General features: G+C 65.3%; 22 protein-coding genes and 1 pseudogene. 8 read left to right on the top strand and 15 right to left on the bottom strand.

Annotated elements, in window-relative coordinates:
* The first annotated feature begins 1 nt into the window (after position 1).
* On the top strand, positions 2-985 hold the full coding sequence (locus tag L0U84_RS31255) for a LysR family transcriptional regulator (protein WP_233855924.1): 984 nt from the start codon (positions 2-4) through the stop codon (positions 983-985).
* A gap of 92 nt (positions 986-1077) precedes the next feature.
* Entirely contained in the window at positions 1078-2529 is a 1452-nt protein-coding gene (locus tag L0U84_RS31250; RefSeq protein ID WP_233855923.1) for an aldehyde dehydrogenase family protein, read from the top strand.
* Positions 2530-2615: 86 nt separating this feature from the next.
* Here L0U84_RS31250 and L0U84_RS31245 read toward each other — a convergent pair whose 3' ends face one another.
* The 4 genes from L0U84_RS31245 to L0U84_RS31230 form a co-directional block, all read right to left on the bottom strand.
* A complete protein-coding gene (locus L0U84_RS31245; protein WP_233855922.1) occupies positions 2616-3593 on the bottom strand; it encodes a 2-dehydropantoate 2-reductase in 978 nt (325 codons plus the stop codon).
* Positions 3594-3785: 192 nt separating this feature from the next.
* Positions 3786-4406, bottom strand: coding sequence for a LysE family translocator (locus L0U84_RS31240; RefSeq protein WP_233855921.1), 621 nt, complete (start codon positions 4404-4406; stop codon positions 3786-3788).
* 107 nt (positions 4407-4513) lie between these two features.
* A complete protein-coding gene (locus tag L0U84_RS31235) occupies positions 4514-5095 on the bottom strand; it encodes a hypothetical protein (protein ID WP_233855920.1) in 582 nt (193 codons plus the stop codon).
* Between the two features lie 319 nt (positions 5096-5414).
* A complete protein-coding gene (locus L0U84_RS31230; RefSeq protein ID WP_233855919.1) occupies positions 5415-5999 on the bottom strand; it encodes an IMPACT family protein in 585 nt (194 codons plus the stop codon).
* Positions 6000-6169: 170 nt separating this feature from the next.
* Between L0U84_RS31230 and L0U84_RS31225 the strand changes: the two genes are divergently transcribed.
* Both L0U84_RS31225 and L0U84_RS31220 read left to right on the top strand, forming a co-directional pair.
* Positions 6170-6796 (top strand): LysE family translocator, encoded by a 627-nt coding sequence (locus L0U84_RS31225; RefSeq protein ID WP_233855918.1) that lies wholly within the window; start codon positions 6170-6172, stop codon positions 6794-6796.
* Between the two features lie 214 nt (positions 6797-7010).
* On the top strand, positions 7011-7640 hold the full coding sequence (locus tag L0U84_RS31220) for a 2-hydroxychromene-2-carboxylate isomerase (protein WP_233855917.1): 630 nt from the start codon (positions 7011-7013) through the stop codon (positions 7638-7640).
* 16 nt (positions 7641-7656) lie between these two features.
* On the opposite strand, the gene L0U84_RS31215 is transcribed toward L0U84_RS31220, so the two are convergent.
* Positions 7657-7911: a DUF2866 domain-containing protein gene (locus tag L0U84_RS31215; RefSeq protein WP_233855916.1), complete on the bottom strand. Its 255-nt coding sequence runs from the start codon at positions 7909-7911 to the stop codon at positions 7657-7659.
* A gap of 345 nt (positions 7912-8256) precedes the next feature.
* On the opposite strand from L0U84_RS31215, the gene L0U84_RS31210 reads away from it, so the two are divergent.
* The gene (locus tag L0U84_RS31210; RefSeq protein WP_233855915.1) at positions 8257-9372 is read left to right on the top strand and encodes a GGDEF domain-containing protein; all 1116 of its coding nucleotides are present in this window, start codon (positions 8257-8259) and stop codon (positions 9370-9372) included.
* A 27-nt stretch (positions 9373-9399) separates the two neighbouring features.
* Here L0U84_RS31210 and L0U84_RS31205 read toward each other — a convergent pair whose 3' ends face one another.
* Both L0U84_RS31205 and L0U84_RS31200 read right to left on the bottom strand, forming a co-directional pair.
* Positions 9400-11139, bottom strand: a complete 1740-nt coding sequence (locus L0U84_RS31205) for a peptidoglycan D,D-transpeptidase FtsI family protein (RefSeq protein ID WP_233855914.1) — start codon at positions 11137-11139, stop codon at positions 9400-9402.
* 321 nt (positions 11140-11460) lie between these two features.
* The gene (locus L0U84_RS31200; RefSeq protein WP_233855913.1) at positions 11461-13002 is read right to left on the bottom strand and encodes a methyl-accepting chemotaxis protein; all 1542 of its coding nucleotides are present in this window, start codon (positions 13000-13002) and stop codon (positions 11461-11463) included.
* Positions 13003-13354: 352 nt separating this feature from the next.
* On the opposite strand from L0U84_RS31200, the pseudogene L0U84_RS31195 reads away from it, so the two are divergent.
* Positions 13355-13465 (top strand): annotated as a pseudogene (locus L0U84_RS31195) (2-aminoethylphosphonate aminotransferase); the annotation flags it as partial.
* A 38-nt stretch (positions 13466-13503) separates the two neighbouring features.
* Here the strand turns inward: L0U84_RS31195 and L0U84_RS31190 are convergent.
* Both L0U84_RS31190 and L0U84_RS31185 read right to left on the bottom strand, forming a co-directional pair.
* Positions 13504-13656: a hypothetical protein gene (locus L0U84_RS31190; protein ID WP_008921009.1), complete on the bottom strand. Its 153-nt coding sequence runs from the start codon at positions 13654-13656 to the stop codon at positions 13504-13506.
* 125 nt (positions 13657-13781) lie between these two features.
* Complete coding sequence (locus L0U84_RS31185) at positions 13782-14489, bottom strand: PIG-L family deacetylase (RefSeq protein ID WP_233855912.1); 708 nt, start codon at positions 14487-14489, stop codon at positions 13782-13784.
* Between the two features lie 440 nt (positions 14490-14929).
* Here L0U84_RS31185 and L0U84_RS31180 point away from each other — a divergent pair, with 440 nt between their 5' ends.
* The gene (locus tag L0U84_RS31180) at positions 14930-16573 is read left to right on the top strand and encodes a fatty acid--CoA ligase (RefSeq protein ID WP_233855911.1); all 1644 of its coding nucleotides are present in this window, start codon (positions 14930-14932) and stop codon (positions 16571-16573) included.
* 16 nt (positions 16574-16589) lie between these two features.
* On the opposite strand, the gene L0U84_RS31175 is transcribed toward L0U84_RS31180, so the two are convergent.
* From L0U84_RS31175 to L0U84_RS31165, 3 genes are all read right to left on the bottom strand, one after another.
* Complete coding sequence (locus tag L0U84_RS31175) at positions 16590-19349, bottom strand: LuxR C-terminal-related transcriptional regulator (RefSeq protein WP_233855910.1); 2760 nt, start codon at positions 19347-19349, stop codon at positions 16590-16592.
* Between the two features lie 150 nt (positions 19350-19499).
* Positions 19500-20525: a 2-dehydropantoate 2-reductase gene (locus L0U84_RS31170; RefSeq protein ID WP_233855909.1), complete on the bottom strand. Its 1026-nt coding sequence runs from the start codon at positions 20523-20525 to the stop codon at positions 19500-19502.
* An 87-nt stretch (positions 20526-20612) separates the two neighbouring features.
* Complete coding sequence (locus L0U84_RS31165) at positions 20613-21380, bottom strand: class II aldolase/adducin family protein (RefSeq protein ID WP_233855908.1); 768 nt, start codon at positions 21378-21380, stop codon at positions 20613-20615.
* 89 nt (positions 21381-21469) lie between these two features.
* Here L0U84_RS31165 and L0U84_RS31160 point away from each other — a divergent pair, with 89 nt between their 5' ends.
* Complete coding sequence (locus L0U84_RS31160) at positions 21470-22180, top strand: Crp/Fnr family transcriptional regulator (protein ID WP_233855907.1); 711 nt, start codon at positions 21470-21472, stop codon at positions 22178-22180.
* Here L0U84_RS31160 and L0U84_RS31155 read toward each other — a convergent pair.
* The 3 genes from L0U84_RS31155 to L0U84_RS31145 form a co-directional block, all read right to left on the bottom strand.
* Complete coding sequence (locus L0U84_RS31155) at positions 22177-22764, bottom strand: nucleotidyltransferase family protein (RefSeq protein ID WP_233855906.1); 588 nt, start codon at positions 22762-22764, stop codon at positions 22177-22179. The two genes, L0U84_RS31160 and L0U84_RS31155, sit on opposite strands and share 4 nt — an antisense overlap.
* Positions 22765-22901: 137 nt before the next feature.
* Positions 22902-25115 carry a xanthine dehydrogenase family protein molybdopterin-binding subunit gene (locus L0U84_RS31150; RefSeq protein ID WP_233855905.1) on the bottom strand — a complete coding sequence of 738 codons (2214 nt, stop codon included), beginning with the start codon at positions 25113-25115 and terminating at the stop codon, positions 22902-22904.
* Entirely contained in the window at positions 25112-26113 is a 1002-nt protein-coding gene (locus tag L0U84_RS31145; protein ID WP_233855904.1) for an FAD binding domain-containing protein, read from the bottom strand. Before L0U84_RS31145 ends, L0U84_RS31150 begins: the two co-directional genes overlap by 4 nt.
* Positions 26114-26121: the final 8 nt, after the last annotated feature.

The raw sequence follows: 26121 nt of genomic DNA, 5'->3' as shown, positions 1-26121 counted from the left end.
CATGAATGTTTCGCTGCAGCAGCTCAAGGTATTCGTCGCGGTCGCGCGCGAGCGGAGTTTCACCCGTGCTGCGCGCGAGTTCGATCTGACACAGTCGGCTGTGAGCCGTTGCGTGCGTGAGCTGGAAGACGCGGTCGAATTGAAGCTGTTCGATCGCACGACACGGCAGGTCGAACTGACGAATGCGGGGGCGAGTCTGGAGAGAAGAATTGGCCGTCTGCTGGACGAAATCGAATTGACGCTGCTCGAAGAGCGGGCTGCTTATGACGGACACACGGGCGTCGTCTTATTCGCGAGCAATCCGGTGTTGTCATCCAGCTGGGTGCCGCGGGCTTTATCGCAGTGCGCGTCGGTCTTTCCCGAGCTGGTCGTGTCGGTCAAGGATCAGCCTCAAAGCAGCGTGCTGGCCAGTGTCGAGCAGGGCGAGGTGGATTTCGGCGCAGTTTGCGTGACCGCACCCGTCGATAGTTCTGTATTGCATGCTCAGGTTCTTTTCACCACGCCACTGCATGTGGTGCTTCCAATCACCCATCCGCTGGCGCGGCACGACAGCATCGGATGGCACGCATTGCGCGAATGTCCGCTGATCACGCTGAATGCCGATGCTGGCGTGCGCGCCGCGCTCGAACCGGTACTCGCCGCGAACGAATTGACACGCCGGCCGTTGCAGGAACTCGGACACGTCGCGGCGGTAGCGCGCATGGTCGAATTGGGCCTTGGGGTCGGCGTCTTGCCTGTCGATGCGTATTGGCCTTCACCTGGCGCTTCGTTGGTGAGTCGTCCGCTGATGCCCGAAACGACATTGACGACCGTGCTCGTGCACCGCAGGAATCGCTCGCTTCGTCCCAATGCGGCTGCTGCGTGGGCGCAGTTCGTCGCGTCGACGACCGATCATTCCCGGATCGCGCACGCAGTACCGGCCGATGCGGCGGCGCAATCTTTCAACTTGCGATCCGTGCGGGAAAGCCTGTTGCCAGAACCTTAGATAGGGGGCGACCGAAAAGCTCGCGCAATGCGCGGAATTCGATCGATGCGCCACCCGTCAGCCACATCACGTCCTACTCAAGGAGCTTCATGATGGAAATCCAGACCGACCTCAGGCACCATGATCTGCTGATCGACGGCAAGCGCGTGCCGCCAGGCACCGGGGAATATTCCGTCGATATCAACCCCGCGACCGAAGAGCAGATTGCACTGGTCGCGCAGGGCAGCGCCGCCGACGTCGATGCGGCGGTGCGCGCCGCGCGCGGCGCGTTGAAAGTATGGAATTCGATTCGGGCCGCTGAACGCGGCCGCATCCTGCAGCGCCTCGCTGGCCTGATGCGCGAGAACATGGAAGAACTCGCCGCGCTCGAAAGCCTCGACGGCGGCAAGCCGATTGCCGCGGTGATGCGTCAGGACGTGCCCGCCGCGATCGATACCGTCGAGTACTACGCAGGCTGGTGCGACAAGATCAACGGCCAGGTGGTGCCGACACGTCCCGATGCATTGACCTATACGTTGCGCGAGCCGGTCGGCGTGGTCGCCGCAATCGTGCCGTGGAATTTCCCGCTGATGATCGGCATGTGGAAGATCGCGCCCGCGCTCGCATGCGGTTGCACGCTGATCGTCAAGCCTGCCGAGATCACACCGCTCACGGCGTTGCGCATCGGCGAACTGGCGCTCGAAGCTGGCGTGCCGCCGGGCGTGCTCAATATCGTCACCGGAAAGGGCAGTGTGGTGGGCGACGCGCTGGTGTCGCATCCTGGCATCGACAAGGTCACGTTCACCGGTTCGCCTTCGGTTGGACGGGGCATTCTGCAGGGCGCGGCGGGCAACTTCAAACGCGTGACGCTGGAGCTCGGCGGCAAGTCGGCCAACGTGATCTTTGCCGACGCGAATCTCGAGAATGCGGTGCGAGCCGCGGCGTCCGGCATATTCTTCAATACGGGCCAGGTGTGTTCCGCTGGCTCGCGGATACTCGCGCATCGCGACGTGTACGACGAAGTGGTCGAGCGTCTTGCCACGCGCGCGAAGTCGATCAAGGTCGGCGATCCGTCGCTGCGCGAAACGTCGATGGGACCGCTGATTTCGGCCGCGCAGATGAAGACCGTATTGAGTTATGTCGACACAGGACGCTCGGAAGGCGCATCGCTCGTGACCGGCGGCGCGCGGGTCGGCGATCGCGGCTTTTTCGTCGAGCCCACCGTGTTCGCGAATGTCGAGCACGAAATGCGCATTTCGCAGGAGGAGATCTTCGGTCCAGTGGCGAGCGTAATCCGGTTCGACGACGAAGCGGACGCGATCAGGATCGCCAACGGCACGTCGTATAGTCTCGCGGCCGGGGTGTGGAGCGCGGACCTGAGCCGCGTGCATCGCGTGGCGCGCGATCTGAAGGCGGGCACGGTGTGGATCAATACCTACGGCTATACCGACGTGCGTTTGCCTTGGGGTGGTGCCGGCGATTCGGGTTTCGGTCGCGAGCATGGCGATGTTGCGATCGAGAACTTCACGGAACCGAAGGCGGTGTGGGTGGCGATCGATCAATAGCCGCCAATGAGAAAAAGGATCGGATGCATGGCAGCCGATCCTTTTATTCATGTTGCAAGACGAAACAGGAGCTTGCCAGTACCTTCTCAATTGCCCTGCAAAGCCATCTTCTCGCGCAGTTTGATCAGCGCCAGCACGACGTCGATCGTCGGCGTCGGTTCCGCAACGAGTCGGCCCATTTCCTGCACGACGGTCAATAAAGGGTCGATTTCCATCGGCCGGCGGTTCTCCAGATCGACGAGCGTCGATGTCTTGTGCGCACCGACCGCACCCGCGCCATCAATCCGCTTTTCCACATCGACGCGAAAATGCACGCCGAATTGATCCGCGATGCGCTTTGCTTCGAGCATCATCGTGCGTGAGACCGCGCGCGTGCCCGGGTCGCTCGTGAGTACATCGAGCGTTGCATGCGTCAATGCGCTAATCGGGTTGAAGCACAGGTTGCCCCACAGCTTGAGCCAGATCTCGTCGCGAATGTTGTCGCGAATCGGGGCTTCGAATCCGGCTGCCTGCATGATCTCGTGCAATTGCTGAATGCGCGGGGTACGCTCGCCACTCGGTTCGCCAATCGGAAACTTCTTGCCGTACACGTGTTTGATCACACCCGGTTCGACGATTTCCGCGGCCGGATAGAGTACACAGCCAATCGCGCGTTCGGGTCCGAGCTTGGTCCATTGCGAACCGTCGGGGTCGACACTCGTGAGGCGAGTGCCGGCAAAGCGTCCCCCATGCTGATAGAAGTACCAATAGGGAATGCCGTTGACGCCGGTAACGATCGCCGTGTGCTTGCCGAGCAGCGGCTGGATCGTATCGACCACGCCAGGCAATGAATGCGCTTTCAGCGTGACGATGACGAAATCCTGGACGCCGAGTTCGCGTGGATCGGACGTGCAACGCACCGGCGCGCTAAAGGTTTCGCCGTCCATGATGAGGCGCGCGCCGTGTTCACGCATAGCCGCCAGATGCGGACCGCGCGCAATGAAGCTGACGTCCGCGCCGGCGCGTGCCAGTTGCACGCCCATCAAACCGCCAATCGCTCCCGCTCCGAAGATGCAGATCTTCATGATGTCGCTCCGTGACGATGAAAAAGCCGTTCGCCCAATGCCGCATTGCACTGCTTCGCGGCCGGTCACGGTTCGAGCATAAGGTGGAGCGACGAATGCTGATAGTTAAAGTTTCTCGGTCGATGTATTAGCTATTCGTTATGAAAGACCGCGAGGCAAATGCGGCTTTGACTGCCTGAAAGCTTCGCTACATTACCCGCGCCGAACCAGCAGAAAACTCACGCCGATCGCCGCGAGAAATCCACCGCAGCAGCGATTGAACCAGCGGCGGATCTTCGCGCGCATCAGCCACTTGCCGAGATACATGCCGGCCCACGAATACACTGCAATCGCGACCCATTCGAGTACCAGAAAGCTTGCGCCGAGCGCGGCGAATTGCGGCAGTATCGGCTGCGCGACGTCGACGAATTGCGGCAGGAACGCCGTAAAAACCAGAATCGCCTTAGGATTGCCCGCCGCGACGAAAAACTCGTGCCGTGAAATGCGCGTGAGCGCGGCCTCTTCGGCTTGCGACGTATCGATAGCGGGTGCGTCGCTGCGCCACAACTGGATCGCGAGCCAGATCAGATACGCGGCGCCCGCGAGCTTGATCGCGAGGAAGATCCACTCGGACGCATGCAGCACGACGGCGAGGCCGGTCGCGGCGAGCGCGAGCATCATCGCGAAGGCGAGCAGCCGGCCGCTGCCGCCGACGAATGCCTTCATGAAGCCATGACGCGCGGCCACGTTGATCGAAAGCAGGTTATTGGGCCCGGGTGCGAGGTTGATGGCGAAGCAGGCGGGCAAAAAGAACAGCCAGGCAGTGAGGGACATGACGGTTTGCATTCCGAACGGGAGGTCACGTGGCATCGCGGCGGATCACGCGCGGTGCGTTACCGGGATTGTAGCGAAATCCCGCCGCGCCTCGGCCGGCCGTGTGCTCAGTTCACCGCCTTGATAAAACCGGGATCGCCGATCAACGTATCGACGCTGAGCTTGACCGTGTCTTCGATCGCGATCGTATTGCTGGTGAATTTTGGCGACTTCTGCTTCACGGTACGCGTGGTCGTGTACATGACTTTCTGGGTCGCCGCATCGACGACCACGTAGTGCATCCTGAGCGTCCACAGCGCCGGCGAGCGCGTATCGTCCACCGTGAACGTTTCGATGCTGCCGCTGAGCACGCGTTTGTTGTCGTCGATACGGAAACCGGCCACTCGCAGGCTATTCGCGACGCCATTGCGCACGACGAGGTTGATGTCTTCCTTCAGCACGAGCCCGGTCATGCCGGTGTTTTCGATGCGGTTCGGGGAGATGTGACCTTCGCGCGCGGGCAGATACGCGAACTCGTTCGCGGGGGCGACGCTGAGCGAGCCGGTGCCGTGGGTTTTCGCGTGCGTCGCGCTGGCGCTGCTGTTCAGCCCGAACCATGACCACGAGCACGCGGACAGCAGCATGGGCAGCAGTACGGCGCCGCAGCCCTTGAGCACGACGAATCTCAACGGCGAACGGGTAGCAGCCATGCGGGAGAGAGCGGCGGTCGAAGTCAGAGGAGTTGCCCTTTCAAGTGGAGTCATCCCGGTGGAGAACAGCATGGTAGCAGCGAACCGGACCGTCGAACCCTCAAACGGGCTCTGGGCGGTTCCGGGCCCGCTGAGCCCGGCCATCATAACGGGCCGCGCTAGCGAGCGATATCGGGGCTACGCCCGAAGGACGCTCGAGCCGGGCTTGCGCGCATGACGATAACCGTTGCAGATGAGAACAATGTGAAACCCGATCGCTCGCACCGCACGTCCGAGCCGTTGTCGGAATTCTCCCGCGTCAGGCTCGGACTGGAGCCGCTCAGAAAAAGCCGGCCTTTCCCTGCGTGATATCGATCAGCGTTGCCTTGGCGTCGTCGAGTGCATTGGCGGGCACGCGCATCGTCATCTTCACCAGCATGCTGTAGGCGCTGTCCACGAGCGGATAGCCTTCGATGTCCATCCATCGACGGACTTTGGCCTCATCGGCGTAACTGACTTCGACGCCCAGCGAGACCTGGGCAATCTTTTCGACGCGCGGCGCGTCGAGCAGCGCGGACGCGATCGCATCGGTGTATGCGCGCACCAGACCGCCCGCACCTAGCTTCACGCCGCCGTAGTAGCGCACGACGGCGGCGAGCACGCCATCCAGATCGTGATGCCGCACCACTTCGAGGATCGGCCGGCCCGCGGTGCCGGAAGGCTCGCCGTCGTCGGACATGCCGGATTGGCCGCCCGCGAGCAGTGCCCAGCACACATGCGTCGCGGCCGGATGTTCGTCGCGCAGACGCTGAAGTTCGGCCATCGCGGCATCGCGATCGGCGACCGGGATCGCGTACGCGATGAAGCGGCTCTTGCGAATCTCGAGTTCCGCGCTCAGCGGCGCGGGCAGGGTATAGGTGGGCAAGGCGGGACTTCGGTGGATGAAAAGAGGCACGCGGTACGCGGTGCGATGTCCGTCATGGTAACGGATCGTCCGGGCCAGCGAAGCGCTGAGAGCAGGTTCGCGGGTTCGTCTACAATGGTCCGCTGAACGCGCATCCAGAGGTTCGATCCCGCGCGTCGCAAGGAGACGACATGCTTGACCTATCCACGTTGGGGACTTTCGTTGCCGTCGTGCTCGGACTCTTTCTGATTCCAGGGCCGGCCGTGTTGCTGGTTTTGACGCGCACCATGCACGGCGGGCGCAAGGTCGGCATTCTGACCGGCCTCGGTATCGCAGCCGGCGATTTCGTGCACACGCTGGGCGCCGCGGTTGGCCTCTCCGCGCTGCTGATGACGTCCGCGCTGGCCTTCAATGCGGTGAAATTCGTCGGTGCCGCGTATCTCGTCTATCTGGGTATTCGCGCGTTGCGCGAAAAGCAGGCGAGTGCGCATCTGCCGGTCGTCGCGCCGGTGTCGGGTTCGAAGGCGTTCTTGCAGGCGATTCCCGCCGAAGTGCTGAACCCGAAGACCGCGCTGTTTTTCCTCGCGTTTCTGCCGCAATTCGTGCGCCCCGAACACGGCTCGACGTTTCTGCAGTTCGCGACGCTCGGGCTGATTTTCGTTGCCATGAGCGCGCTTTATACGACGCTGATCGTGCTGACGATGCGACCGTTGGGCAAACTCGTGAAGCGTTTGACGTGGTTGACGCGCTGGCAGAACAAGATCATCGGCGTACTGTTCATTTCGCTCGGCCTGCGCGTGGCGGTGCAGACACGCTGAGTCTCGAAGCGCGAGTTCAGGACAGCGCGAGCAGGATTAGCGACGCAACGACGATGATGAAAAGACAGGTCGCGATCAACATGTCGTACGGATCCCTCATGGTGTGGCCGGCAAGCGCGCAAGGAGAAAGCGGCGATCATAGGCAGAACCGCTCGATGCGACTGTTAAGCATTGCAAGGCTGCGATGCAGTGGCGCGCGATTCAGGAGGCGGTGATGAATGAAGATGCAGCTTCGACAGCGCCCGCAATCGAGTTCTGGTTCGACTTCGGCAGCAACTACAGCTATCTGAGCATGATGCGCATCGAAGCGTTGGCGGCGGCGCGCAATGTGACGATCGTCTGGCGGCCGTTTCTGCTCGGCCCGGTATTTCGCCAGCTCGGTTTCGACAACTCGCCCTTTGTGTTGCAGAAAGAAAAAGGCGCGTACGTGTGGAAAGACATGGAGCGTCAGTGTCGCAAATACGGCATTGCGCTCACGCGTCCCAGCACGTTTCCGCGCGCGGCGCTTCTCGCGATGCGCGTCGCGTTGCTGGGTGCGAACGAGCCGTGGATCGGTGCCTGGAGCCGCAAGATCATGCAGTTGAATTTCATCGACGACCGCGACATCGGTTCGATCGACGTCGTCAGTGACGCGCTCGACTCGATCGGCTTGCCCGTGCAGAGCGTGATCGACGCCGCGCAAAGCGACGCGAACAAGCTGCGTTTGCGCGAGCAGACCGAACTGGCCATCAACAAGGGGATCTTCGGTGCGCCGACGTTTTTCGTCGGCGGTGAGATGTTCTGGGGTAACGACAGGCTGGAGGACGCGTTGGACTACTGCGACGCGATCGCGGCGCGCCAATGAACGTCAAACCTGGCGCTCAATCAGCCTGCTGACAGAAGCGCCGGCCCGGCACGTGAGAGACCACGGCCTGGGCGATTTCGAGTGGAGTGCTTTCGGCGGGAACGACGCGACGGCTCGATTCGGGCGCGTGCTTCATCGTCCATTCGACGAGCCGGTATGAACGGCCCCAGGGCGGTTGCAGCGGATCGGAGACCTTGCAGGAATGAATCTGACGAGTCCAGTCATGGCCGGGCATCGTACGCAGGTGTTCGACTACCATCTCTTCAACCATGATTTCCCTCCGTCTTCTTGTGCGCGTGACTGTTTGCGGCCGCGTTTCTGGCACCCCTCAAGAAAAAGCGCCGCCGATGTTCTGGCGGCTCAACAGGGGATGTACTACATACTTGCAGGCAACAATTAAGCGAGCCTTAAGAACCGGAATCATTACGCAAACGGATCTCGCCGCGTGTAAGCGAGTGCAAGCGAATGCAAGCGCAAGCCGACAATAATGGGCACGAACGCCCGCGTGCCGACCAACACGTCGCGTGCCGGGCCTCAAGACCTCGGCGCAGCGGCCGTTATCAGTAGAGTTGGGGCGTCGACCCCGCTTCGCCTTCGGGCCCGCCTTGCTGATACCGTGACGAATCTCGCCCAAACGCCGCTCTCCGAGCGCCTTCGCTCGCTCGTCGACACCGTGCAGCACAACGAGCGCACCTTGCGCCGCTTCCAGAGCGTCGAGTTGCGTCTGATTGGGGCGCAGGATTTCGCGTCATTTCTCGATACCTTGTTCAGTCATCTGCCGCGGGAGTTCGCTCTCGCGAACGTCGTGCTGTGGCTCAACGACCGCGCGCCGATGCTGCTCGAACTGCTCGAGCCGGGTAACCTGAACGCGCTTGACTACGCGCAGTTGAAGACATCGCACGACGGCGGTCTCGCCGCGCGACGCCTGTGCGAGGACAATCGGCCGTGGCTGGGCCGTCCCGGCGAACTCGACGACGACACGCGCCGCGCGTTCTTCGGCGCCGCTCTGGACCACGTGCCGGCCAGTGCGATCGTGCTGCCGCTCGCTGCGGGCACGAGCGTCAGCGGCTATCTTTGCCTCGGCAGCGACGACCCCGCGCGCTTCGGCGCGGGCATGGCCACCGATATTCTCGAGCGCTTCGCGAGCATCGTCGCCGCGAGTCTCGACAACGTCGCGCATCGCGAGCGGCTCAAGCAACTCGGCATGACCGACTCGCTGACCGGCCTCGCGAATCGCCGCTATTTCGACGAACGGCTGCGCGAGGAGTTGATGCGCGCGGTCCGTTATCACGCACCGGTCGCATGTCTTTTCATCGATATCGACGGCTTCAAGCGCATCAACGATAGCCATGGCCATCAGACCGGCGACCGCGCGCTCGCGGCGGTGGCGGCCTGTGTGCGACAGCAGGTGCGGCTTGGCGACACCGTCGCGCGATATGGCGGCGAGGAGTTCGCCGCGCTGCTGCAAGGCGATCGCAGCGACGCGCTGACCGTCGCCGAACGCGTGCGGCTGGCGGTCGAGAATCTCGACGTGCGCGACGAGCGCGGCGAGCGCATTGCGTTGACCGTGTCGATCGGCGTGGCCGCGCGCGTGGTCGCTGGCAGCTCGGCCGACGCGATGTCGCTCGGTCAGGCGATGATGGACGAGGCCGATCGCGCGATGTATCAGGCCAAGCGCAACGGCCGCAATCGTATCGAGGCCCAGATCGATGCTCTCGATGAGCAGGGCTGATCGACCGTAACCAACACTAACTACGCGTCACACCCCTGCCGCATCCGGCGGCACCCCAAGCAACTGCAACGCACCGCCCATCACACCGCTGAACACCGGTCCGGCGACCGTGCCGCCATAGAACGCCTTGCCGGCCGGGTCGTCGATCATCACGGCGACGATCAGGCGCGGATCGCTCATCGGCGCCATGCCGACGAACAGCGCGCGATAGCGGTTCTTCGCGTAGCCCGCGCCGATCTGCTTGCGCGCGGTGCCGGTCTTGCCGCCGACACGATAGCCGGCGACGGTCGCGGCGCGTCCGGTGCCGCCTTCTCCCGTGGCCATTTCGAGCATGTTGCGGATCGCGCGCGCGGTGCCCGGCGTCGTGACCAGCTCGCTGCGATCGCCGAACGACGCGGGGTCGTCCGCATCGAGCGGCTCGCGCAGGAGGCTTACGCGCTGCAGCGCGCCGTCGCCGGCATAGGCGGTGTAGACCTGCGCGATCTGCAGCAGCGAGACCGACAGCCCGTAGCCGTACGCCATCGTGGCCTGCTCGATCGGGCGCCAGCGCTTATACGGCCGCAGCTTGCCGGCGGCCACGCCCGGGAAGGGCAGCTCCGGCTTCATGCCGAGCCCGTATTGCCGGTACTTGGTCCAGATCGTCTCGGCCGGCAGGTTCAGCGCGAGCTTCGCGAGCGCGATGTTGCTCGACTTCTGCACCGCCTCGGCGACCGTCATCGCGCCGTGATTCGACGTGTCGTGAATCACGGCCGGCCCGATCCGATACCAGCCCGGCGCCGTATCGATGATGCTCTGCGGCCGCACCTTGCCTTCGTCGATCGCGAGCGCGACGACGAGCGGCTTGATCGTCGAGCCCGGTTCGAACGTATCGATCACCGCGCGGTTGCGCAGCTGCCGGCCGGACAGGCGCGTGCGATCGTTCGGATCGAAGCTCGGGTAGTTGGCGAGCGCGAGGATCTCGCCGTTGCGCGCATCGAGCACGACCACGCTGCCCGCTTCGGCGTGGTGCTGCGCGATCGCGGCTTTGAGTTGCGTGTGCGCGAGTTGCTGGATGCGCCGGTCGATCGTCAGCTGGATGGTCGCGCCGTTGCGCGCGGGCACGAGCGGCCGGGTCTCCGAGATCACGCGGCCGAGCCGGTCGCGGATCACTTCGCGTTGGCCGGGCACGCCTTGCAGCTGCGCGTCGGCGGCGAGCTCGACGCCTTCCTGGCCGTTGTCCTCGATGTCGGTGAAGCCGACCACGTGCGCGGCCGACTCGCCCTCGGGATAAAAGCGCTTGGAATCGGCGATCTGCGTGATGCCGGCGAGCCCGAGGCGCGACAGATGCGCGGCCGTGTCGGCATCGACCTGGCGCTTGAGCAGCACGAAGCTGCGCTCGCCGGCGAGGCGTCGACGCAGTTCCGCGAGCGGCAGATCGAGCAGCTTCGCGAGCGGCGCGTACCCGCTTTCGCCGACGAGCTTCGGCGTGGCCCAGATTTCGTAGGTGGCGAGGCTGACCGCGAGCATCGAACCATTGCGATCGACGATCCGGCCGCGTGTCGCATCGAGTTCGAGCAGGCGCTGATAGCGCTTCTGCCCCTGGTCGACGTAGAAGTCCCGATTCACGACCTGCACCCAGAACGCGCGGGCCGCGAGCGTCGCGAACGCGCCGAACACGAGCAGCACGATGAACCTGGAGCGCCACGCGGGCAGTCGCGCGTCGAGCAGCGGGTTCTTCGCGGCTGATGCGTAGGGATCTTGCGATGGTGGTTTTTTCTGGCGGATCATGGCGGCGGGCAGCGGACGTTACGTACCTTCGATTGCACGAGGCCGCCAGAAAAACGAGGCTGGCGGCAAGGACTGTCGCTAGGCCGATTGTAAATAAAACGTAATTTAAATGCGAGGATCGTGAAAGCTGACGCGTTCAGGTTGGAGCAATGACGAATCGAGCGGAAGCTCAAATGCGAAAAGCCGCGCGGACTTGCAAAATCCGCGCGGCTGATTCGTTCGATTGATGCGTCGACACCGACGCGGCGTGTTGAAGAGGCGCTCCCCGCCTGTGGAGCGCCTCCTTTTTTGCGCGCCCGTCGCGGGCGCGGTGAAGCAGCGTCAGGCCGGCAACGCGAAACTCGCAATCGCGTCGCGCAACCCGCCGACCTGGTCCTTCAGCGAATGTGCGGCGGCCGCGGCCTGTTCGACGAGTGCCGCATTCTGCTGCGTGACCTGATCCATCTCGCCGACCGCGCGATTGACCTGCTCGATGCCCGCGCTCTGCTCGCGCGACGCGTGGCTGATCTCTTCGAGAATCTCGTTGACGCGGCGCACCGACTGCACGATCTCGCCCATCGTCGCGCCCGCGTTGGCGACCAGCGACGCGCCGGTCTCGACGGTGTCGGTCGAGGTTTCGATCAGCGCCTTGATCTCCTTGGCGGCCGTCGCCGAGCGCTGCGCGAGGCTGCGCACTTCGGCCGCGACCACCGCGAAGCCCCGACCCTGTTCGCCGGCGCGGGCCGCCTCGACGGCGGCATTCAGCGCGAGGATGTTGGTCTGGAACGCGATGCCGTCGATCACGCCGATGATGTCGCCAATCTGCCGCGAGCTCGCGGTGATCTCGCCCATCGTGCGCACCACGTCGTCGACGACACGGCTGCCGCGCGTCGCGACGTTCGCGGCGTCGCTCGCGAGTTGCGCGGCCTGGGTTGCGCTGTCCGCGTTCTGCTTCACGTTGACCGTCATCTGATCCATGCTCGATGCGGTTTGCACGAGCGCCGCCGCCTGTTCTTCGGTGCGCTGCGACAGGTCGGTGTTGCCCGCCGCGATTTCGTTCGCGCCGACGTTGATGTTCTCGGTGCCCTGGCGCACGCGCGAGACCGTGTCGACGAGTCCCGCCTGCATCGTGCGCAGCGCATGCAACAGGCTGCCGTTGTCGTTCGTATCGATCGGCACCGGCGTCGCGAGATTGCCTTGCGCCATCAGCCGGGCGTGCCTGACCGCCACTTCCAGATCGCCGCCGAGCGAGCGGCGGATGCTGCGCAGCACGGCCAGCATCACGACGGTGGAGAGCGCGCCGAGCGCCACCGTGATCGCGAGCCAGCGCAGCAGGTTGCGGTAAAACGCGCTTTGCACGTCGTCCATGTACATGCCGGTCACGAGGTACCAGTCCCACGGCGCGAAGTGCATCGAGTAGCTGGTCTTCGCGACCGGTTGCTCGCTGCCCGGTTTGGCCCACAGATAATCGACGAAGCCGCCGCCGTCGTGATTGCCCGCGTTGACGATATCGACGAACAGATGATTGCCGGCCGGATCGGTGAACTGCGCGAGGTTCTTGCCGTTCAGTTCGGGCTTGATCGGATGCATCAGCATGACCGGCTGCGAGTCGTTGATCGACAGGTAGCCGTCCTTGCCGTAGCGCATCGCGCCAAGCGTCGCGAGCGCCTGCTTTTTCGCGTCGTCCTCGGACAGCGCATGCTGCTGCGCGAGCGTGTAGTAGTGGGCGGCGACGTGGTTCGCCTCTTCGATCAGCGAGCGCAATTGTTCGCGCCGGTCCGAGATCATCGACGCGCGGTTCTGCCACGCACCGAACGCGCCGATCAGGATCAGGCCGACCCACAGAACGGCAATCATCGACGCCAGTTTTCGGTTCAGAGTCATAGCGATGGGAATAGGCTTTTGGCCAGTAAGGTCCATTGAATTGCGGTCGGAGGCCGCTCGCTGTGTTTACGGCGCGAAATCGCATTGATCGAGGCAGGGGAAACCCGCTGTTCGACATCGCCAATCGTCTGAGTAATAAGCGGATTTATCGAGTGTTTTAGGCGCGTGATAAGCGCACAACTCGAAAAAAGACTTTTCGAATTATTCGGGAATCTGAATTAATCGGCGATTTTCCGTAAATCGTGGTGATTGAGAAATTCGCACGAAAATCGACATAAAAATCGCCAGCGTCGAGCACCCGACAAGCTGCCGGGCCAAAACCAGCAAAATTCACATCGACATCACACAAAACGCGGGGCAGGGAGGGCTATCGGCGCAGCTGTTCCCGATCTCGACGCTGGGCAACATCCACGCGGCCGACATCGACTGCCTGCTGCAGGGCTCCGGCGACTTGATACGCTGATGCCGCCCGGCGCGCCGTGCCGCAACCGCGCGGCTGCGCTACACCGGATCTTTGTCCGGCGGCCCGTCAGGCCGCTGCGGCTCCTCGACATGATGGCCCGGCGACGGCGGCACCAGCGGGTCGGCTTCCGGGTCGCGGTTCGGATCGGCGTTCGGGTCGGGAATCGGGCTGGTGTGCATGTCGTAGCTCATTGCGTCACCCTTGCGGTTGAAATGCGCGGGTCCGGCGTGGGAGGTCGTTACCGCCGATCCCCGCCGCGTCGGCTATCTGTCTTCAAGCGTAGGCGCTCGGCGCGCTTCCTGCTCGCTACTTTTTGCTATCTCCTCGCGCGTTTGCGACCGACGTTGAGCTCCCAGTAGCGCTCGGGCGCGAACACGTCGTCGTAATTGCCGGCGCCGAACGCGCGCAACTGGCTCGTGTAAGCGTTGACCGCTTCGCGTTTCAGGTCCGCGCGGCGCTGCACGTCGATCGTGTGGCCCGCGCTCGGCATGGCCGGCGTCGCGACGATGCCGCGCTGCGCGAGATCGGCGAGCCGCGACTGCACCGCGCCCGGCGTGAGCCGGTGAATCGCTTCCTCGTAAGCGAACCAGTTCAGATGCGTGAGCCGCGGCAAGATTTCGCAGCACGCTTCGAACACCCGCGCGTGATCTTCGTGATGCAGGCCGAGCGGCATCAGCAGCGTGTTCGCGGTCGTGCGGTAGATCGTTTCCTCCAGCGCCGCCGCCATCTGGCTGATCGACGGCGAATCGGCGTACTGGCTGTCGCGAAACGGCATGCGCAGCGGGATCGCGTCGAGCACTTCGAGCGCGAGGTTGTCTTCGATCGTGCGTTCGCGGACCGCTTCATGGGCGTTCGCGAAACCCGCTTTTTGGTCCCACTCGGTGTGCATGTCGTGTTCGGGCGGCGCGGCGAACACGGTGCAGACGGCGGCGTCGGGATGGGCGGCGAGCAAGGCGCCGCAGCTGAAGACGGCGTCGTCGAAATGGGGCGAGACGATGAAAAGGCGTGGAGTGGTTTCGCTCATGGGCTTGCGGGTGGGAGTTCGAGGCGGGGCGGATGAGGCGTCGAGGCTGCCCGTCGTCACGGCGCCGCGTGCGAAAAAAATGCGGCGTCACCTCAGCTTAGGCGCAATCGGCGTGGCTTGCGCGCGAAACTTGCGATGCGCAAATCGCATGCCTGAAAGGGAGCGGATCGCGTCCTCGATCTGATCACCCCGCGACGCTCGCCGCTTTGCGGCCCGTCGCGCGCTGTCGTCACGGCCCTTGAAGCGCGGGTTTATTGCGTACTTCGCGAATTCTCCGCACACTGTCCTTGCGCCTCCCCCGTTCAGGGGATGGTCGCCCCTCGCGACCGCGCCGATCATTTGCTGATCGGGAAGACCCCGCGGGACGAGACTGTCGGCCACGCAGCAATGAAGCCCTGCTTGCCCGCGACCCATCCAGTTCAGGACTCAAGGAGACTCAGATGCGGGACAACGCCACGGCCGCCGCGCCCTCGGCCTACGCTTATCCATTGCTGATCAAGCAACTGCTGCACACGCCGTTGGTTCAGGCGCAGGACCAGGAAATCGTGTACCGCGGCCAGCTCCGCATGACCTATACGACGCTGCGCGAACGCATCGCGCGGCTCGCGAATGGGCTCTCCCGGCTCGGTGCGCGGCACGGCAGCACCGTTGCGGTGATGGACTGGGACAGTCATCGTTACCTTGAATGCTACTTCGCGGTGCCGATGATGGGTGCCGTGCTGCAGACGGTCAACGTGCGCCTGTCGCCCGATGAGATCGCATACACGATCAACCATGCCGGCGCGCAGATCCTGCTCGTCAACAGCGACTTTCTGCCGCTCGTCGAGTCGATCAAGGGACAGCTCGAAACGGTGCGGACCTTCGTGTGGATCGACGAGGAAGGCAGCGAAGTCGCTGCGCACTCGATTCCGTTCTCGGCGGAATACGAAGCGATGCTCGAAGAAAGTTCGGATCGCTATGAGTTCCCCGACTTCGACGAGAACACGCGCGCGACGACCTTTTACACGACCGGCACGACCGGCCTGCCCAAGGGCGTCTACTTTTCGCATCGCCAGCTGGTGCTGCACACCATCACCGGGATGGCGGCGTTGGCGAGCCCCGAAGCCGGGCAACGCTTTCACCGCGGCGATGTCTACATGCCGCTCACGCCGATGTTTCACGTGCACGCCTGGGGCATGCCCTACATCGCCACCATGCTCGGCGTGAAGCAGGTCTATCCGGGCCGCTATATGCCGGACCGGCTCGTGAAGCTGGTGCGCGACGAAGGCGTGACGTTCTCGCATTGCGTGAGCACGATCCTGCACATGATGCTCGGCTGTGAACAGGCGCGTTCCGTCGACTTGAGCAAGTGGAAGATCGTGATCGGCGGCGGCGCGCTCACGCACGGACTGGCGCGCGCCGCGCTCGAGCGCGGCATCGACATCTTCGCCGGCTACGGCATGTCCGAAACGTGTCCGTTGCTGAGTCTCGCGCAACTGCCGCCGGGCGCCGAGGCGCTGGACGCGGAAGAGCAACTGCGCCTGCGTTGCACGACCGGACTGCCGGTCCCGCTCGTCGATCTGCGCATCGTCGATGAAAACATGGAGGAGGCGGCCCACGACGGCAGCGCGTATGGAGAAATCGTGGTGCGCGCGCCCTGGCTGACGCAAGGCTATCTGAACAATCCCGAGGCGTCCGTGCAACTGTGGAGCGGCGGATATCTGCACACGCAGGACATCGCGACGATCGCCCCGACCGGCAGCATCCAGATCACCGACCGTCTGAAGGACGTGATCAAGTCAGGCGGCGAATGGATTTCGTCGCTGGAAATCGAGAGTCTGATCTCGCTGTACCCGGGCGTATCGGAAGTCGCGGTCATCGGCATTCGCGACGAGAAATGGGGCGAGCGGCCGGTCGCGCTGGTGGTGCCCTGCGAAGGCGCCGCGCTCAGCGAGGACGACATCAAGCGTCACGTGCTGACGTTCAGTGAGTCGGGACGGATCTCGAAGTATGCGGTGCCGCAGATCGTCAGGTTCGTCGACGCGCTCGAAAAGACCAGCGTCGGCAAGCTGAACAAGAAGTGGCTGCGCGCGCAGTTCGCCTGATAGCGCGACGGCCTCACTAGCCGTTGCGCAGCAGTCCCAGCGCTTGCGCGCGCGACACGGCATGCGCGCGCTTGTCGACCTCGAGCTTCACGAAAATGCTCTTCACGTGCGACTTGACCGTCTCGGGCGCAATGCCGAGACTGCGCGCGATTTCCTTGTTCGACTGTCCCTGCGCGATCAGCCCGATGATTTCGCTCTCCCGCGCGCTCAGCGCTTCGCGCTCGGCTTCGCGCCCGGCATCGTGCTGGGTGTGGCTGTCGGGCTGATAAAGCGCACGCCAGCCGTCGCAAAGACGGTCGATGTACTGCGCCGCGTCCTTCGTTCGCACGGCGCTTCCCGCGACGCTGCGCGTCTCGTCGCGCAGCGCTTGCAGCAGCATTCCGATCTCGGCGCCCTGGTCGAGAATCGACTGATAGATGCCGGCGGGCGCGGCGACCTTGACGACCTCGCCGAACACCTCGATCGCCTCGCTCACCTGGCCCGCGCTCATCCACGCGAGCGCGAGCGTGGTGCGCAAGCGCAGCGCGAGGTAGTCGCCGTGACGGCTTTGCGCGCTGCGCCGCGCGGCGCTCAGGTGGTCGACGGCCTCGCGCGTGTGGCCTCGCGCCATCGCCACGCAGCCAGCGGCAAGTGCGCGATAGTCGTCGATTTCCGCCGGCACGGGTGTCGACGAATGCGGGTCGCTCGCCGCGACTCCGTCGAGTTGACGAACGCATGCGGCGGCTTCGGTCATTCTTCCTTCGGCGATGAGCAGCCGCGTGCGCTCGACGAGCCCCGCGGCAATCAGACGCTGCCAGCCTCGCCGATGGCCGAGGTCCAGCGCGTGGTCGAGCAGCGCATAGGCATGCGCGGGGTTCGAGCGCGCCATTGCGATGCGGATCAGCACACGATATGCGATCAGCACGCTATCGAGCAGCACGGCCGCATCGACGATCGGCATCAGATCGAGCAGTAGCGCTTCAGCTTCGTCGAGGCGGCCCTGCTCGTAGCGGATCTGCGCGAGCATCGGCGCACATAGCGCGGCGGAGATCGACTGCGGGCCCGAGTAGCGCTCGGCCAGATGCATCGACCTGATGAAATACCGCTCGGCCAGCATGAAGTGCATCTGCTGCATTTCCGCGTGTCCGAGCAGGCACAGCCGGTACGTGGAGGAGAACACGTTGCGCTGATCGTCATCGATCGAATTGGGAATCCACGGGGTCGCATACAGCGCTTCGAGCCGGCCCGCTTTCCAGTGCGCGAAGCGCACGACGTTGGACAGCACGTTGGCGGTCCACGCATCGGCCGACGGATTCTCGAGACAGGCCTGCGCGATCGGCAGCGCGCGTTGCGGGTCGTCCTGCAATGCCGCGAGCACCGCCCGGATGGCCTGACACTCCCAGCGCATGCGCGCGGTTTTGGCGCCCGTGTCGATTGCGGTGTCGCGCTCTAGCGCATCGAGCATCGTCAGCGCGTCGTCGAAGCGCAGTGCCAGCGCCATGCCCCACGCGAGCGCGAGCCTGACCTGCATCTGCCCGTGCATCAGATGCGCGGGGAACTGGCGCTGCCAGCCGAGCAGCGTCAGCAGATCGCCTTTCGTGACGAGCGACATCGCGCAGCGGCCCATCAGCGCGATCGCGTCGTCGGTCGCGCTCGCCGCGATCGCGTGGCGCACCGCGTCCGTCCATTGTTCCTGCTGCGTGTACCACCGACACGCGCGGCGATGTACGTCGGCGACTTCGTGACGATAGCGGGATTCGAGCCGCTGGCACAGGTAGTCGCGCATCAGATGGTGATAGCGGAACGCGTGTCCTTCGACGTCCAGCGGTTCCAGCAGAAGCTGACGCGCGGCGATCGCCTCCAGCATGCGCTGGCTGTCCTCGACGCCCGTCACCGCCTCGCACAGCGATGCGTTGAGCCGGTCGAGTATCGAGGTACGCAACATGAAGTCGACCATCTCCGCCGGCAGATGTTTGAGCATGTCTTCGAGGTAGGCGGCGAATGGCCGCGACGCGCCCGATGGCGTGTCGGCTTCGGCGCCGGGCGGACGTTCGTCGCGTGCCAGCACCGAGGCCGAAATGCGCAGCGCCGCGGCCCAGCCCTCGGTGCTCGCGAATAGCGACTTGACGGTGGACAGACCCAGGCCCGGACATTCACGTTCGATGAAGCACTGCGTTTCGTCGAAGCTGAAGCGCAGCGCCGCCGCGTCGATTTCGAGCAGTTGGTTGCTGGCCCGCAAGCGCGCGAGCGGCAGCGCGGAATCGACCCGCGTGCAGACCACCAGGTGCACACGCGACGGCATGTGCTCGATGAAGAACGCGACGACGTCGTGGATGACGGGCAGGCTGATCAGGTGATAGTCGTCGACGAACAGATAGACCTCGTCGTCGACTTCGACGAGTTCGTTGATCAGCGTTGCCACGATCGACTGCGCCGGCACGAGGGATGCCTCGGCCGTCAGGCCGATCGCCGACGCGCCGACGTCGCCGCACGCGTGTCGCAACGCCTGCGCGAGATAGTGCAGGAAGCGGGCTGGCTCGTCGTCGTCCGGGTCGAGCGACAGCCACGCCACGTGCGCGCCGCCGGCGCGCAGCCGCGCGAGCCACGCGAGTGCGAGCGAGGTCTTGCCGAAGCCCGCGGGCGCCTTGATGACGATGAGCCGTTTGTGTTCGGCCTGGGCCGTCAGCTCGAGCAGTCGCGGCCGCTCGATCAACCCGGATGGCAAGCGCGGCGGCACGAGCTTGGTGGCCAGAAGCAGGGAGGGTTTGCCTCGCGATGTCACGTCGATTATTTGCATTGGCGGCTCCGCAGGCCCGGGGCGACCCTGGCGGTCCCCCGCGCATGCGAGCGCGGTCCCTTCTGCGGCGGATCTTGCACAGCGCCACGCCGAGTCACTATGGATTCCATCGCGGAGATCGAAGCGCAGCCGGACAACGGTTCGGGGAACTCATTTGATGATACGCCCCGCGGCCTGCAACTCGGCCAGCAATGCTTCGCCCGACCACGCGGGACGCACGTCGGCCCGCTCGGCTTGCCGGACCAGTTCGCAGAGCCGCGCGTTGACCGGCGCGGCTTGGCCAAGCCGTTCGGCGAGGCGCACGACCTCACCGTTGATCCAGTCGATTTCGGTGGCGCGGCCGGCCGCCAGATCGTCGGACATCGACGAGCGTGCGAGCGGATCGATCGTCAGCATCGCGCGGCCGAGCCGTTCGAACCACGCATCGGGTACGCTGAGCACACGCGGTATCCACGGGGACGGCAGCGGCGTCACTCTTGCTGGCCGTATGGCGGCCCGCTTCAGCAGCGCGAGCGCTTCCTTTTGCGCCATGGCGAGGCACAGGCGGTACGCGCGTTGCGACAGCTCCTCCTTCAAAGGCCGGTTCGCCAGCGCGTTGATGGCGTTGTTCAGATTCAGCAGCAGCTTGGCCCACTGCACCGGCAACATGTCCTTGTGCTGGATCAGCGGCAGACCCGCTCGCCTGAACGCGTCGACGAACGGCCGCATGGCCGGCGTAAGCCGGATTTCGAGCTCGCCTGCCGAGCCCTGATGAAACGCGCCGGGTCCACGCTCGACCACGTTGAAGGGCACCATGCCTTCCAGCACCGTGTGCCGCGGCAGCGCGGCGCGCAGTACGTCGGCATTGCCTACGCCGTTCTGGAAGCTCACGACGATCGCGCCGGGACGCAGCACACTCGCCAGCTCCGCCGCGGCCGCCGCCGTCGCGGCGGACTTGACCGTGACCAGCACGAGGTCGGCGTCGGCCGCGGCGGCCGCGTCGGTCGACACGTCGGCTCGCTGCGGCGGCACATACCAGCGGCTATCGTCGTGCCGCGACAGCGTGATGCCCTGGCTGCGCAACTGCTCGGCGATGCGCGCGCGTCCGATGAAACGCACGTCGCTGCCGCTGGCCAGCAGCCGTCCGCCGACATAGCAACCGATCGAGCCGGCGCCATAGATATAGATTTTTGCCATACAGATGTTCACATCGCCTACCGGTTGCACCCGCGTTGCGTCGCATCGGCAACGCGGTCCATGATGCTTCGCGTGACGCGCGGGCTTCTAGTCGGCAAAGCCGGGGTTACGACGATCGAGTCGGCGCAGCAGCCCCGGCCACACGAGCGCGCCGGGCGTCGCACCCTTCGTCACGAGCTTGATCTGCTCCTTGATGTTCTCGAGAATCGATGGCGCGATGGGCAGCAGCTTGCCGCCGCCCGCCTGCGCGCGCACCTGAATCATGCAGGCCGCCTCGAAGAAGTACATCGCGACGAACGCGTCCGCCGGCGTCTTGCCGACCGTCAGCAGCCCGTGGTTGCGCAGCATCAGATTCGTGTTGTGTCCGAGGTCCTGAACGAGGCGCGGCTTTTCGGCTTCGTTGAGCGCGATGCCCTCATAGTCGTGATAACCGAGCGACGCGAGCACCCCGAGCGACTGCTGCGACAGCGGCAACAAGCCCTCCGCCTGGGCCGAGACGGCCACGCCGTTCACGGAGTGCGTGTGCATCACGCACAGCGCGTCTTCGCGTGCCGTATGGATGGCGCTATGAATCGTGAAGCCGGCAGGATTGACGTCATACGGCGATTCGCTGACCTTGCGGCCGTCGAGGTCGATCTTGACCAGCGACGACGCGGTGATCTCGTCGAACATCATGCCGTACGGGTTGATCAGGAAATGATGCTCGGGGCCCGGCACGCGCGCCGAGATGTGGGTAAACACCAGATCGTCCCAGCCGAACAGCGCGGTGAGCCGGTAGGCGGCCGCGAGATCGACGCGTGCCTCCCATTCGGCCGGGGACACGTCGTTCTTCAGAGTGGTTGCGGATGAGTTCACGTCGATACTCCTTGTTTGAAGAGGCGAGTCCACATGATGTACTCGAAGCCGCCTAAAATCTGTCAGATACACGACAGGGCGATGCGCCAATGGAATCCAGCCTGCACCGCTACCGGTCGCAACTCGAAACGACGCCGTGGTACCGGGGTCTGCCCGTCGAGTTGCGGGACGGTCTCGTCAACCATGCCGTGCTGGTCACGCTCGACAAAGGCCAGGCGCTGTATCGGTGCGGCGACCCGGCCGATGGTCTGTATGCGGTGCTGGGCGGCGCGCTCGCGATCGGTTCGGTCGGCATGGACGGGAAAGAGGCGTTGCTCGCGGAGCTCGGGCCCACCGCGTGGATCGGCGAAATCTCGCTGTTCGACGGGCTGCCGCGACCGAACGACGCCACCGCGGTGAGCCGCACGCTGTTGCTGCACGTGCCCGAAGCCGCGCTGCGGGATCTGCTCGACGCCACACCGCGCTATTGGCGCGACTTCGCGTTGTTGATGGCGCAAAGACTGCGCGTTTCGTTCGAGAACACCCAGGCGATGACGTTGTTGCCCGCCGCGCAGCGCGTGGCGAACCGCTTGCTGATGATCGCCGGCGGGTATGGCGGTCTGAACGCGTCGCAAACGAGGATACGGGTCTCGCAGGACAGCCTGGCTTCGATGGTGTCGCTGTCGCGACAGACCACGAATCAGTTGCTCAGGACGCTCGAAAGCCAACGCATCGTGAGCCTGAAATCCGGCGAAATCGCGATTCTCGATTTCGACCGGCTGCGGGCTGCCAGTGTCGGCGAGACTGAGCCTGGCCGCTAGAGCGCGCGCAAATCGTCCGGCGTATCCACGTCGCGCAGAATGCCGGGATCGTCGACATCGATGCGCGTCAGCGCCGGTGACTTGAGCAGCGCTTTCGCGCCGGTGTCGCCGTCGAGCGCGAGCAGCGCGTCGCGATGCTCGATGCCGAAGCCGACCGGATGGCCGCGCTGGCCGTCGTAGAACGGCGCGACGAGCGGCGCGCCGTCGTCGAGCGCGCGGGCTACCGCTTCGATCGTCGGAACCGCGATGCGCGGCATATCGGCGAGCGCGACGATCCAGCCTTCGGCGTCGTCGCTCGCTTCGATGCCGGCGGCGAGACTCGCGCCCATGCCGCGCTCGGCGCTCGCCGCAAACACGACGTCGCAGCCGGCATCGTTCAGCACGCGGGCGAGCGCGTCGGACCCCGGCCGCACCACGGCGAGCACCCGCGTGACGACCCGCAGCAGCCGATGCGCGGCTTCATGCGCGACCGGCGTGCCGTCGGGCATGCGTGCAAGCAGTTTGTTGTGCAGCCCGTGCGGATCGAAGCGTGAGCCGAAACCGGCGGCGAGCAACACGCCGGTGGCGAGCGAGGCGTAGGCCATCGGCGGATACCGGTAGACAGGAATGCCCACGATTGTGCGATGCGACGGGGCGGGAGGCAAGCGGCAAGCGGCAAGCGAGCCCGATGCAAGCCGCGCGCCGCTCCCGCTTTCGCTCCCGTCCCGGCGCTGCCGCCGGTTCAGGTCCGCACCACCTTGTCCAGCGTGATCGGCAGATCGCGCACCCGCACGCCGGTCGCGTTGTACACCGCGTTCGCGATCGCGGGCACCACGCCCGTGATGCCGATCTCGCCGATGCCGCGCACGCCGAGCGAGTTGATATACGGATCGGGCCGGTCGAGGAACGTAATGTCGAGCGTGCCGATATCGGCATTCACCGGCACGTGATACTCGGCGAGGTTCGCATTGGTGAAGCGCCCGTAGCGTTCGTCGAGCGTGCTTTCCTCCTGCAGCGCCGCCCCGATGCCCCACACGATGCCGCCCAGCATCTGGCTGCGCGCGGTCTTCTGGTTCAGCACCCGGCCGACGTCGTACACCGCGACCACGCGCGGCACGCGGATCGTGCCGAGCTCGGCATCGACGTGGACCTCGACGAACACCGCGCCGAACGAGTGGAACGAGTACTTCTGCTTCTCGTCGCCGGGCTTCACGGTCGCGCTCGCCTCGATCGGCTTGCCGCCCGCGCGCGCGATGATCGCCGCGGCCGGATCGCGCCGGTTCGGTTGCGACCGGCTCACGACCCAGCCGCTTTCGACGGTGACGTCGTCGAGCGGCAGACCGTGCACGGGCGAGCCCGCGTCGGCGAGCGCCAGCGCGATCAGCTGGCTGCGCGCCTGGCTGGCCGCATCGCGCACCGCGGACGACACGCTGGCCGCCGACTGCGAGCCGCCCGAGACCGGCGCGCGCGGCAGCGACGAATCGCCGAGCGCGAAGTGGATCTGCTCGGGCGTGAAGCCGAGCGCGTCGGCGGCGACCTGGGTCATCACCGTGTAGGTGCCGGTGCCGAGATCCTGGGTGCCCGATGCGACCACCGCGGTGCCGTCCGGCAGAATCTGCGCGAGCGCCGACGCCTCGCTGCGATTGGCCGGATAGGTCGCGGTCGCCATGCCATAGCCGATCAGCGTGTTGCCGTCGCGCATCGAGCGCGGCGCGTGCGGGCGACGCGACCAGCCGAACTTCTCGGCGCCGATCTGATAGCACTCGCGCAGCGACTTGCCCGACCACGGCTTGTGCTCCTGCGGATCGCTGTCCGCGTAGTTCTTCAGGCGCAGCGCGAGCGGGTCCATCTTCAGCGCGACGGCGAGTTCGTCCATCGCCGATTCGAGCGCGAACGAGCCGGTGGTCTCGCCCGGCGCGCGCATGAAGGTCGGCGTGCCGACATTGAGCTGCACGAGGCGGTGCGTCGTCACCTGATTGGGCACCGCGTACAGCATGCGCGTGACCATGCAGCAGGTCTCGGTCCAGTCTTCGATCATCGAGGTGTTCGAGATGCTGTCGTGACGCATCGCGGTCAACGTGCCGTCATGCCGTGCGGCGATCACGAAGTGCTGCTCGGTGCGCGGCCGCGCACCGACCGGGCCGAACATCTGCGGGCGTTCGAGCGCGAGCCGCACGGGGCGGCCGGTTTGCCGCGCGGCCATCGCGCACAGCGACACGTGCGACCACGACGAGCCCTTGCAGCCGAAGCCGCCGCCGATCAGCGGTGAAATCACGTGCACGTCGGACGCAGGGATGCCGAACGTCTTTGCGAGCACCTGCGCGGCGCCGCTCACGCCCTGCGTGGAGTCGTAGACCGTCAATTGCGGGCCGTCCCATTGCGCCATCGTCGCGTGCGGCTCCATCGGGTTGTGATGCTCGATCGGTGTCGTGTAGATGGCCTCGATATGCACGTCGCCGCTTTGCATGCCGTCCTCGAAGCTGCCGCGCTGCGTGTCGGTCTGGCGGCCCTGCGGCCTGTCCGGCGCGTGCGCGTGCGCCTTCGCCTGGGTGAAGTCGAGCGCCGCGGCGCCCGGCTGGTAGACGATGCGCAACTGGCGCGCGGCATCGGCCGCATGTTCGAGCGTGTCGGCGACGACCACCGCGACCGGCTCGTTGCTGTAGTGCACTTCGTTGTCCTGCAGAAGCGACAGACGCCGGCCGGCCGGCGGCGAGAGCGCGGGTCGGCCGCCATTGGGCAGGCGCGGCGCGTTCTGGTACGTCATCACGAGCAGCACGCCGGGCACGGCTTCGGCGCGGCTCGCGTCGATCGACGCAATCGTGCCGGCCGCGATCGTGCTGGTTACGAGCACGGCGTGCGCGAGGCGCGCCGCGGGGAATTCGGCTGCATAACGCGCGTCGCCGGTCACCTTCAACAGACCGTCGACGCGATCGAGCGGTTGTCCGATCAGATTCATGCGACACCTCCCGCCTTACCGGCAGCCTGGTTGACCGCGCGCACGATCGCGCGTTGCGCGAGCTGGACCTTGAAGGCGTTGTCGTGGCGCGGCTGCGCGCCGCTCAACGCGGCCGCGGCGGCGTTCTTCAGCGTGGCCTGGCTGAGCGGCTGGCCGCTCAGCATCTGCTCGGCCGCACTCGCCCGCCATGGTTTGTGCGCGACGCCGCCGAGCGCGATGCGCGCGCTCTGCACGCGCTCGCCGTCCATCTGCAACGCGGCCGCGACCGAGACGAGCGCGAACGCATAGCTGGCCCGGTCACGCACCTTCAGATAGTGCGAATGCGCGCTGAAGAGCGGCGGCGGCAGATCGACCGCGGTGATCAGCTCGCCGGGCTGCAAAGTGGTATCGACATCGGGCCGATCGCCCGGCAGCCGATGGAAGTCGGCGATCGCGATCGTGCGCTCGCCGCTCGGGCCGCTCACGCGCACCAGCGCATCGAGCGCGGCCAGCGCCACGCTCATGTCCGACGGGTTGACCGCGATGCATTGCGGGCTCGCGCCGAGGATCGCGTGCGCGCGGTTGTGGCCGTCGAGTGCCGCACAGCCGCTGCCGGGCATGCGCTTGTTGCACTGTGTGAACGCAGTGTCGTAGAAGTATCCGCAGCGGGTGCGTTGCAGCAGATTGCCGCCGACCGTCGCCATATTGCGCAACTGCGCCGACGCGCCCGCGAGCAGCGCCTGCGACAGCAGCGGGTACTGCTCGCGCACCAACGCGTGATTGGCCGCGTCGCTGTTGCGCACCAGCGCGCCGATGCGGATGCCGCCGCCGGGCAGCGTCGTCACCGAGTCGAGGCCGCCTATGTGCGTGATATCGATGAGCCGCACCGGTCGCGCGACGCCGCCCTTCATCAGGTCGAGCAGGTTCGTGCCGCCGCCGATGAACACCGCGCCCGGCTGTTGCGCGGCGCGTATCGCGCTGGCGACGTCGCCGGCGCGTTCGTAGGAGATCGCATCCATGTCGGTCT

The sequence above is a fragment of the Paraburkholderia sp. HD33-4 genome (assembly GCF_021390635.1).
Lineage (GTDB): Bacteria > Pseudomonadota > Gammaproteobacteria > Burkholderiales > Burkholderiaceae > Paraburkholderia.
This window is presented reverse-complemented; position numbering and strand designations above follow the sequence as displayed.

Excerpts from the sequence above, each read along its gene's own strand:
- L0U84_RS31150 (WP_233855905.1), bottom strand. The coding sequence starts at position 25,115 with ATGAATCTGATCGGACAACCGCTCGATCGCGTCGACGGTCTGTTGAAG.
- L0U84_RS31215 (WP_233855916.1), bottom strand. The coding sequence starts at position 7,911 with ATGGTTGAAGAGATGGTAGTCGAACACCTGCGTACGATGCCCGGCCAT.
- L0U84_RS31170 (WP_233855909.1), bottom strand. The coding sequence starts at position 20,525 with ATGGCAAAAATCTATATCTATGGCGCCGGCTCGATCGGTTGCTATGTC.
- L0U84_RS31220 (WP_233855917.1), top strand. The coding sequence starts at position 7,011 with ATGAATGAAGATGCAGCTTCGACAGCGCCCGCAATCGAGTTCTGGTTC.
- L0U84_RS31180 (WP_233855911.1), top strand. The coding sequence starts at position 14,930 with ATGCGGGACAACGCCACGGCCGCCGCGCCCTCGGCCTACGCTTATCCA.
- L0U84_RS31200 (WP_233855913.1), bottom strand. The coding sequence starts at position 13,002 with ATGACTCTGAACCGAAAACTGGCGTCGATGATTGCCGTTCTGTGGGTC.
- L0U84_RS31205 (WP_233855914.1), bottom strand. The coding sequence starts at position 11,139 with ATGATCCGCCAGAAAAAACCACCATCGCAAGATCCCTACGCATCAGCC.
- L0U84_RS31190 (WP_008921009.1), bottom strand. The coding sequence starts at position 13,656 with ATGAGCTACGACATGCACACCAGCCCGATTCCCGACCCGAACGCCGAT.
- L0U84_RS31185 (WP_233855912.1), bottom strand. The coding sequence starts at position 14,489 with ATGAGCGAAACCACTCCACGCCTTTTCATCGTCTCGCCCCATTTCGAC.
- L0U84_RS31235 (WP_233855920.1), bottom strand. The coding sequence starts at position 5,095 with ATGGCTGCTACCCGTTCGCCGTTGAGATTCGTCGTGCTCAAGGGCTGC.
- L0U84_RS31225 (WP_233855918.1), top strand. The coding sequence starts at position 6,170 with ATGCTTGACCTATCCACGTTGGGGACTTTCGTTGCCGTCGTGCTCGGA.
- L0U84_RS31245 (WP_233855922.1), bottom strand. The coding sequence starts at position 3,593 with ATGAAGATCTGCATCTTCGGAGCGGGAGCGATTGGCGGTTTGATGGGC.
- L0U84_RS31255 (WP_233855924.1), top strand. The coding sequence starts at position 2 with ATGAATGTTTCGCTGCAGCAGCTCAAGGTATTCGTCGCGGTCGCGCGC.
- L0U84_RS31175 (WP_233855910.1), bottom strand. The coding sequence starts at position 19,349 with ATGCAAATAATCGACGTGACATCGCGAGGCAAACCCTCCCTGCTTCTG.
- L0U84_RS31145 (WP_233855904.1), bottom strand. The coding sequence starts at position 26,113 with ATGGATGCGATCTCCTACGAACGCGCCGGCGACGTCGCCAGCGCGATA.
- L0U84_RS31240 (WP_233855921.1), bottom strand. The coding sequence starts at position 4,406 with ATGTCCCTCACTGCCTGGCTGTTCTTTTTGCCCGCCTGCTTCGCCATC.
- L0U84_RS31155 (WP_233855906.1), bottom strand. The coding sequence starts at position 22,764 with ATGGCCTACGCCTCGCTCGCCACCGGCGTGTTGCTCGCCGCCGGTTTC.
- L0U84_RS31250 (WP_233855923.1), top strand. The coding sequence starts at position 1,078 with ATGGAAATCCAGACCGACCTCAGGCACCATGATCTGCTGATCGACGGC.
- L0U84_RS31160 (WP_233855907.1), top strand. The coding sequence starts at position 21,470 with ATGGAATCCAGCCTGCACCGCTACCGGTCGCAACTCGAAACGACGCCG.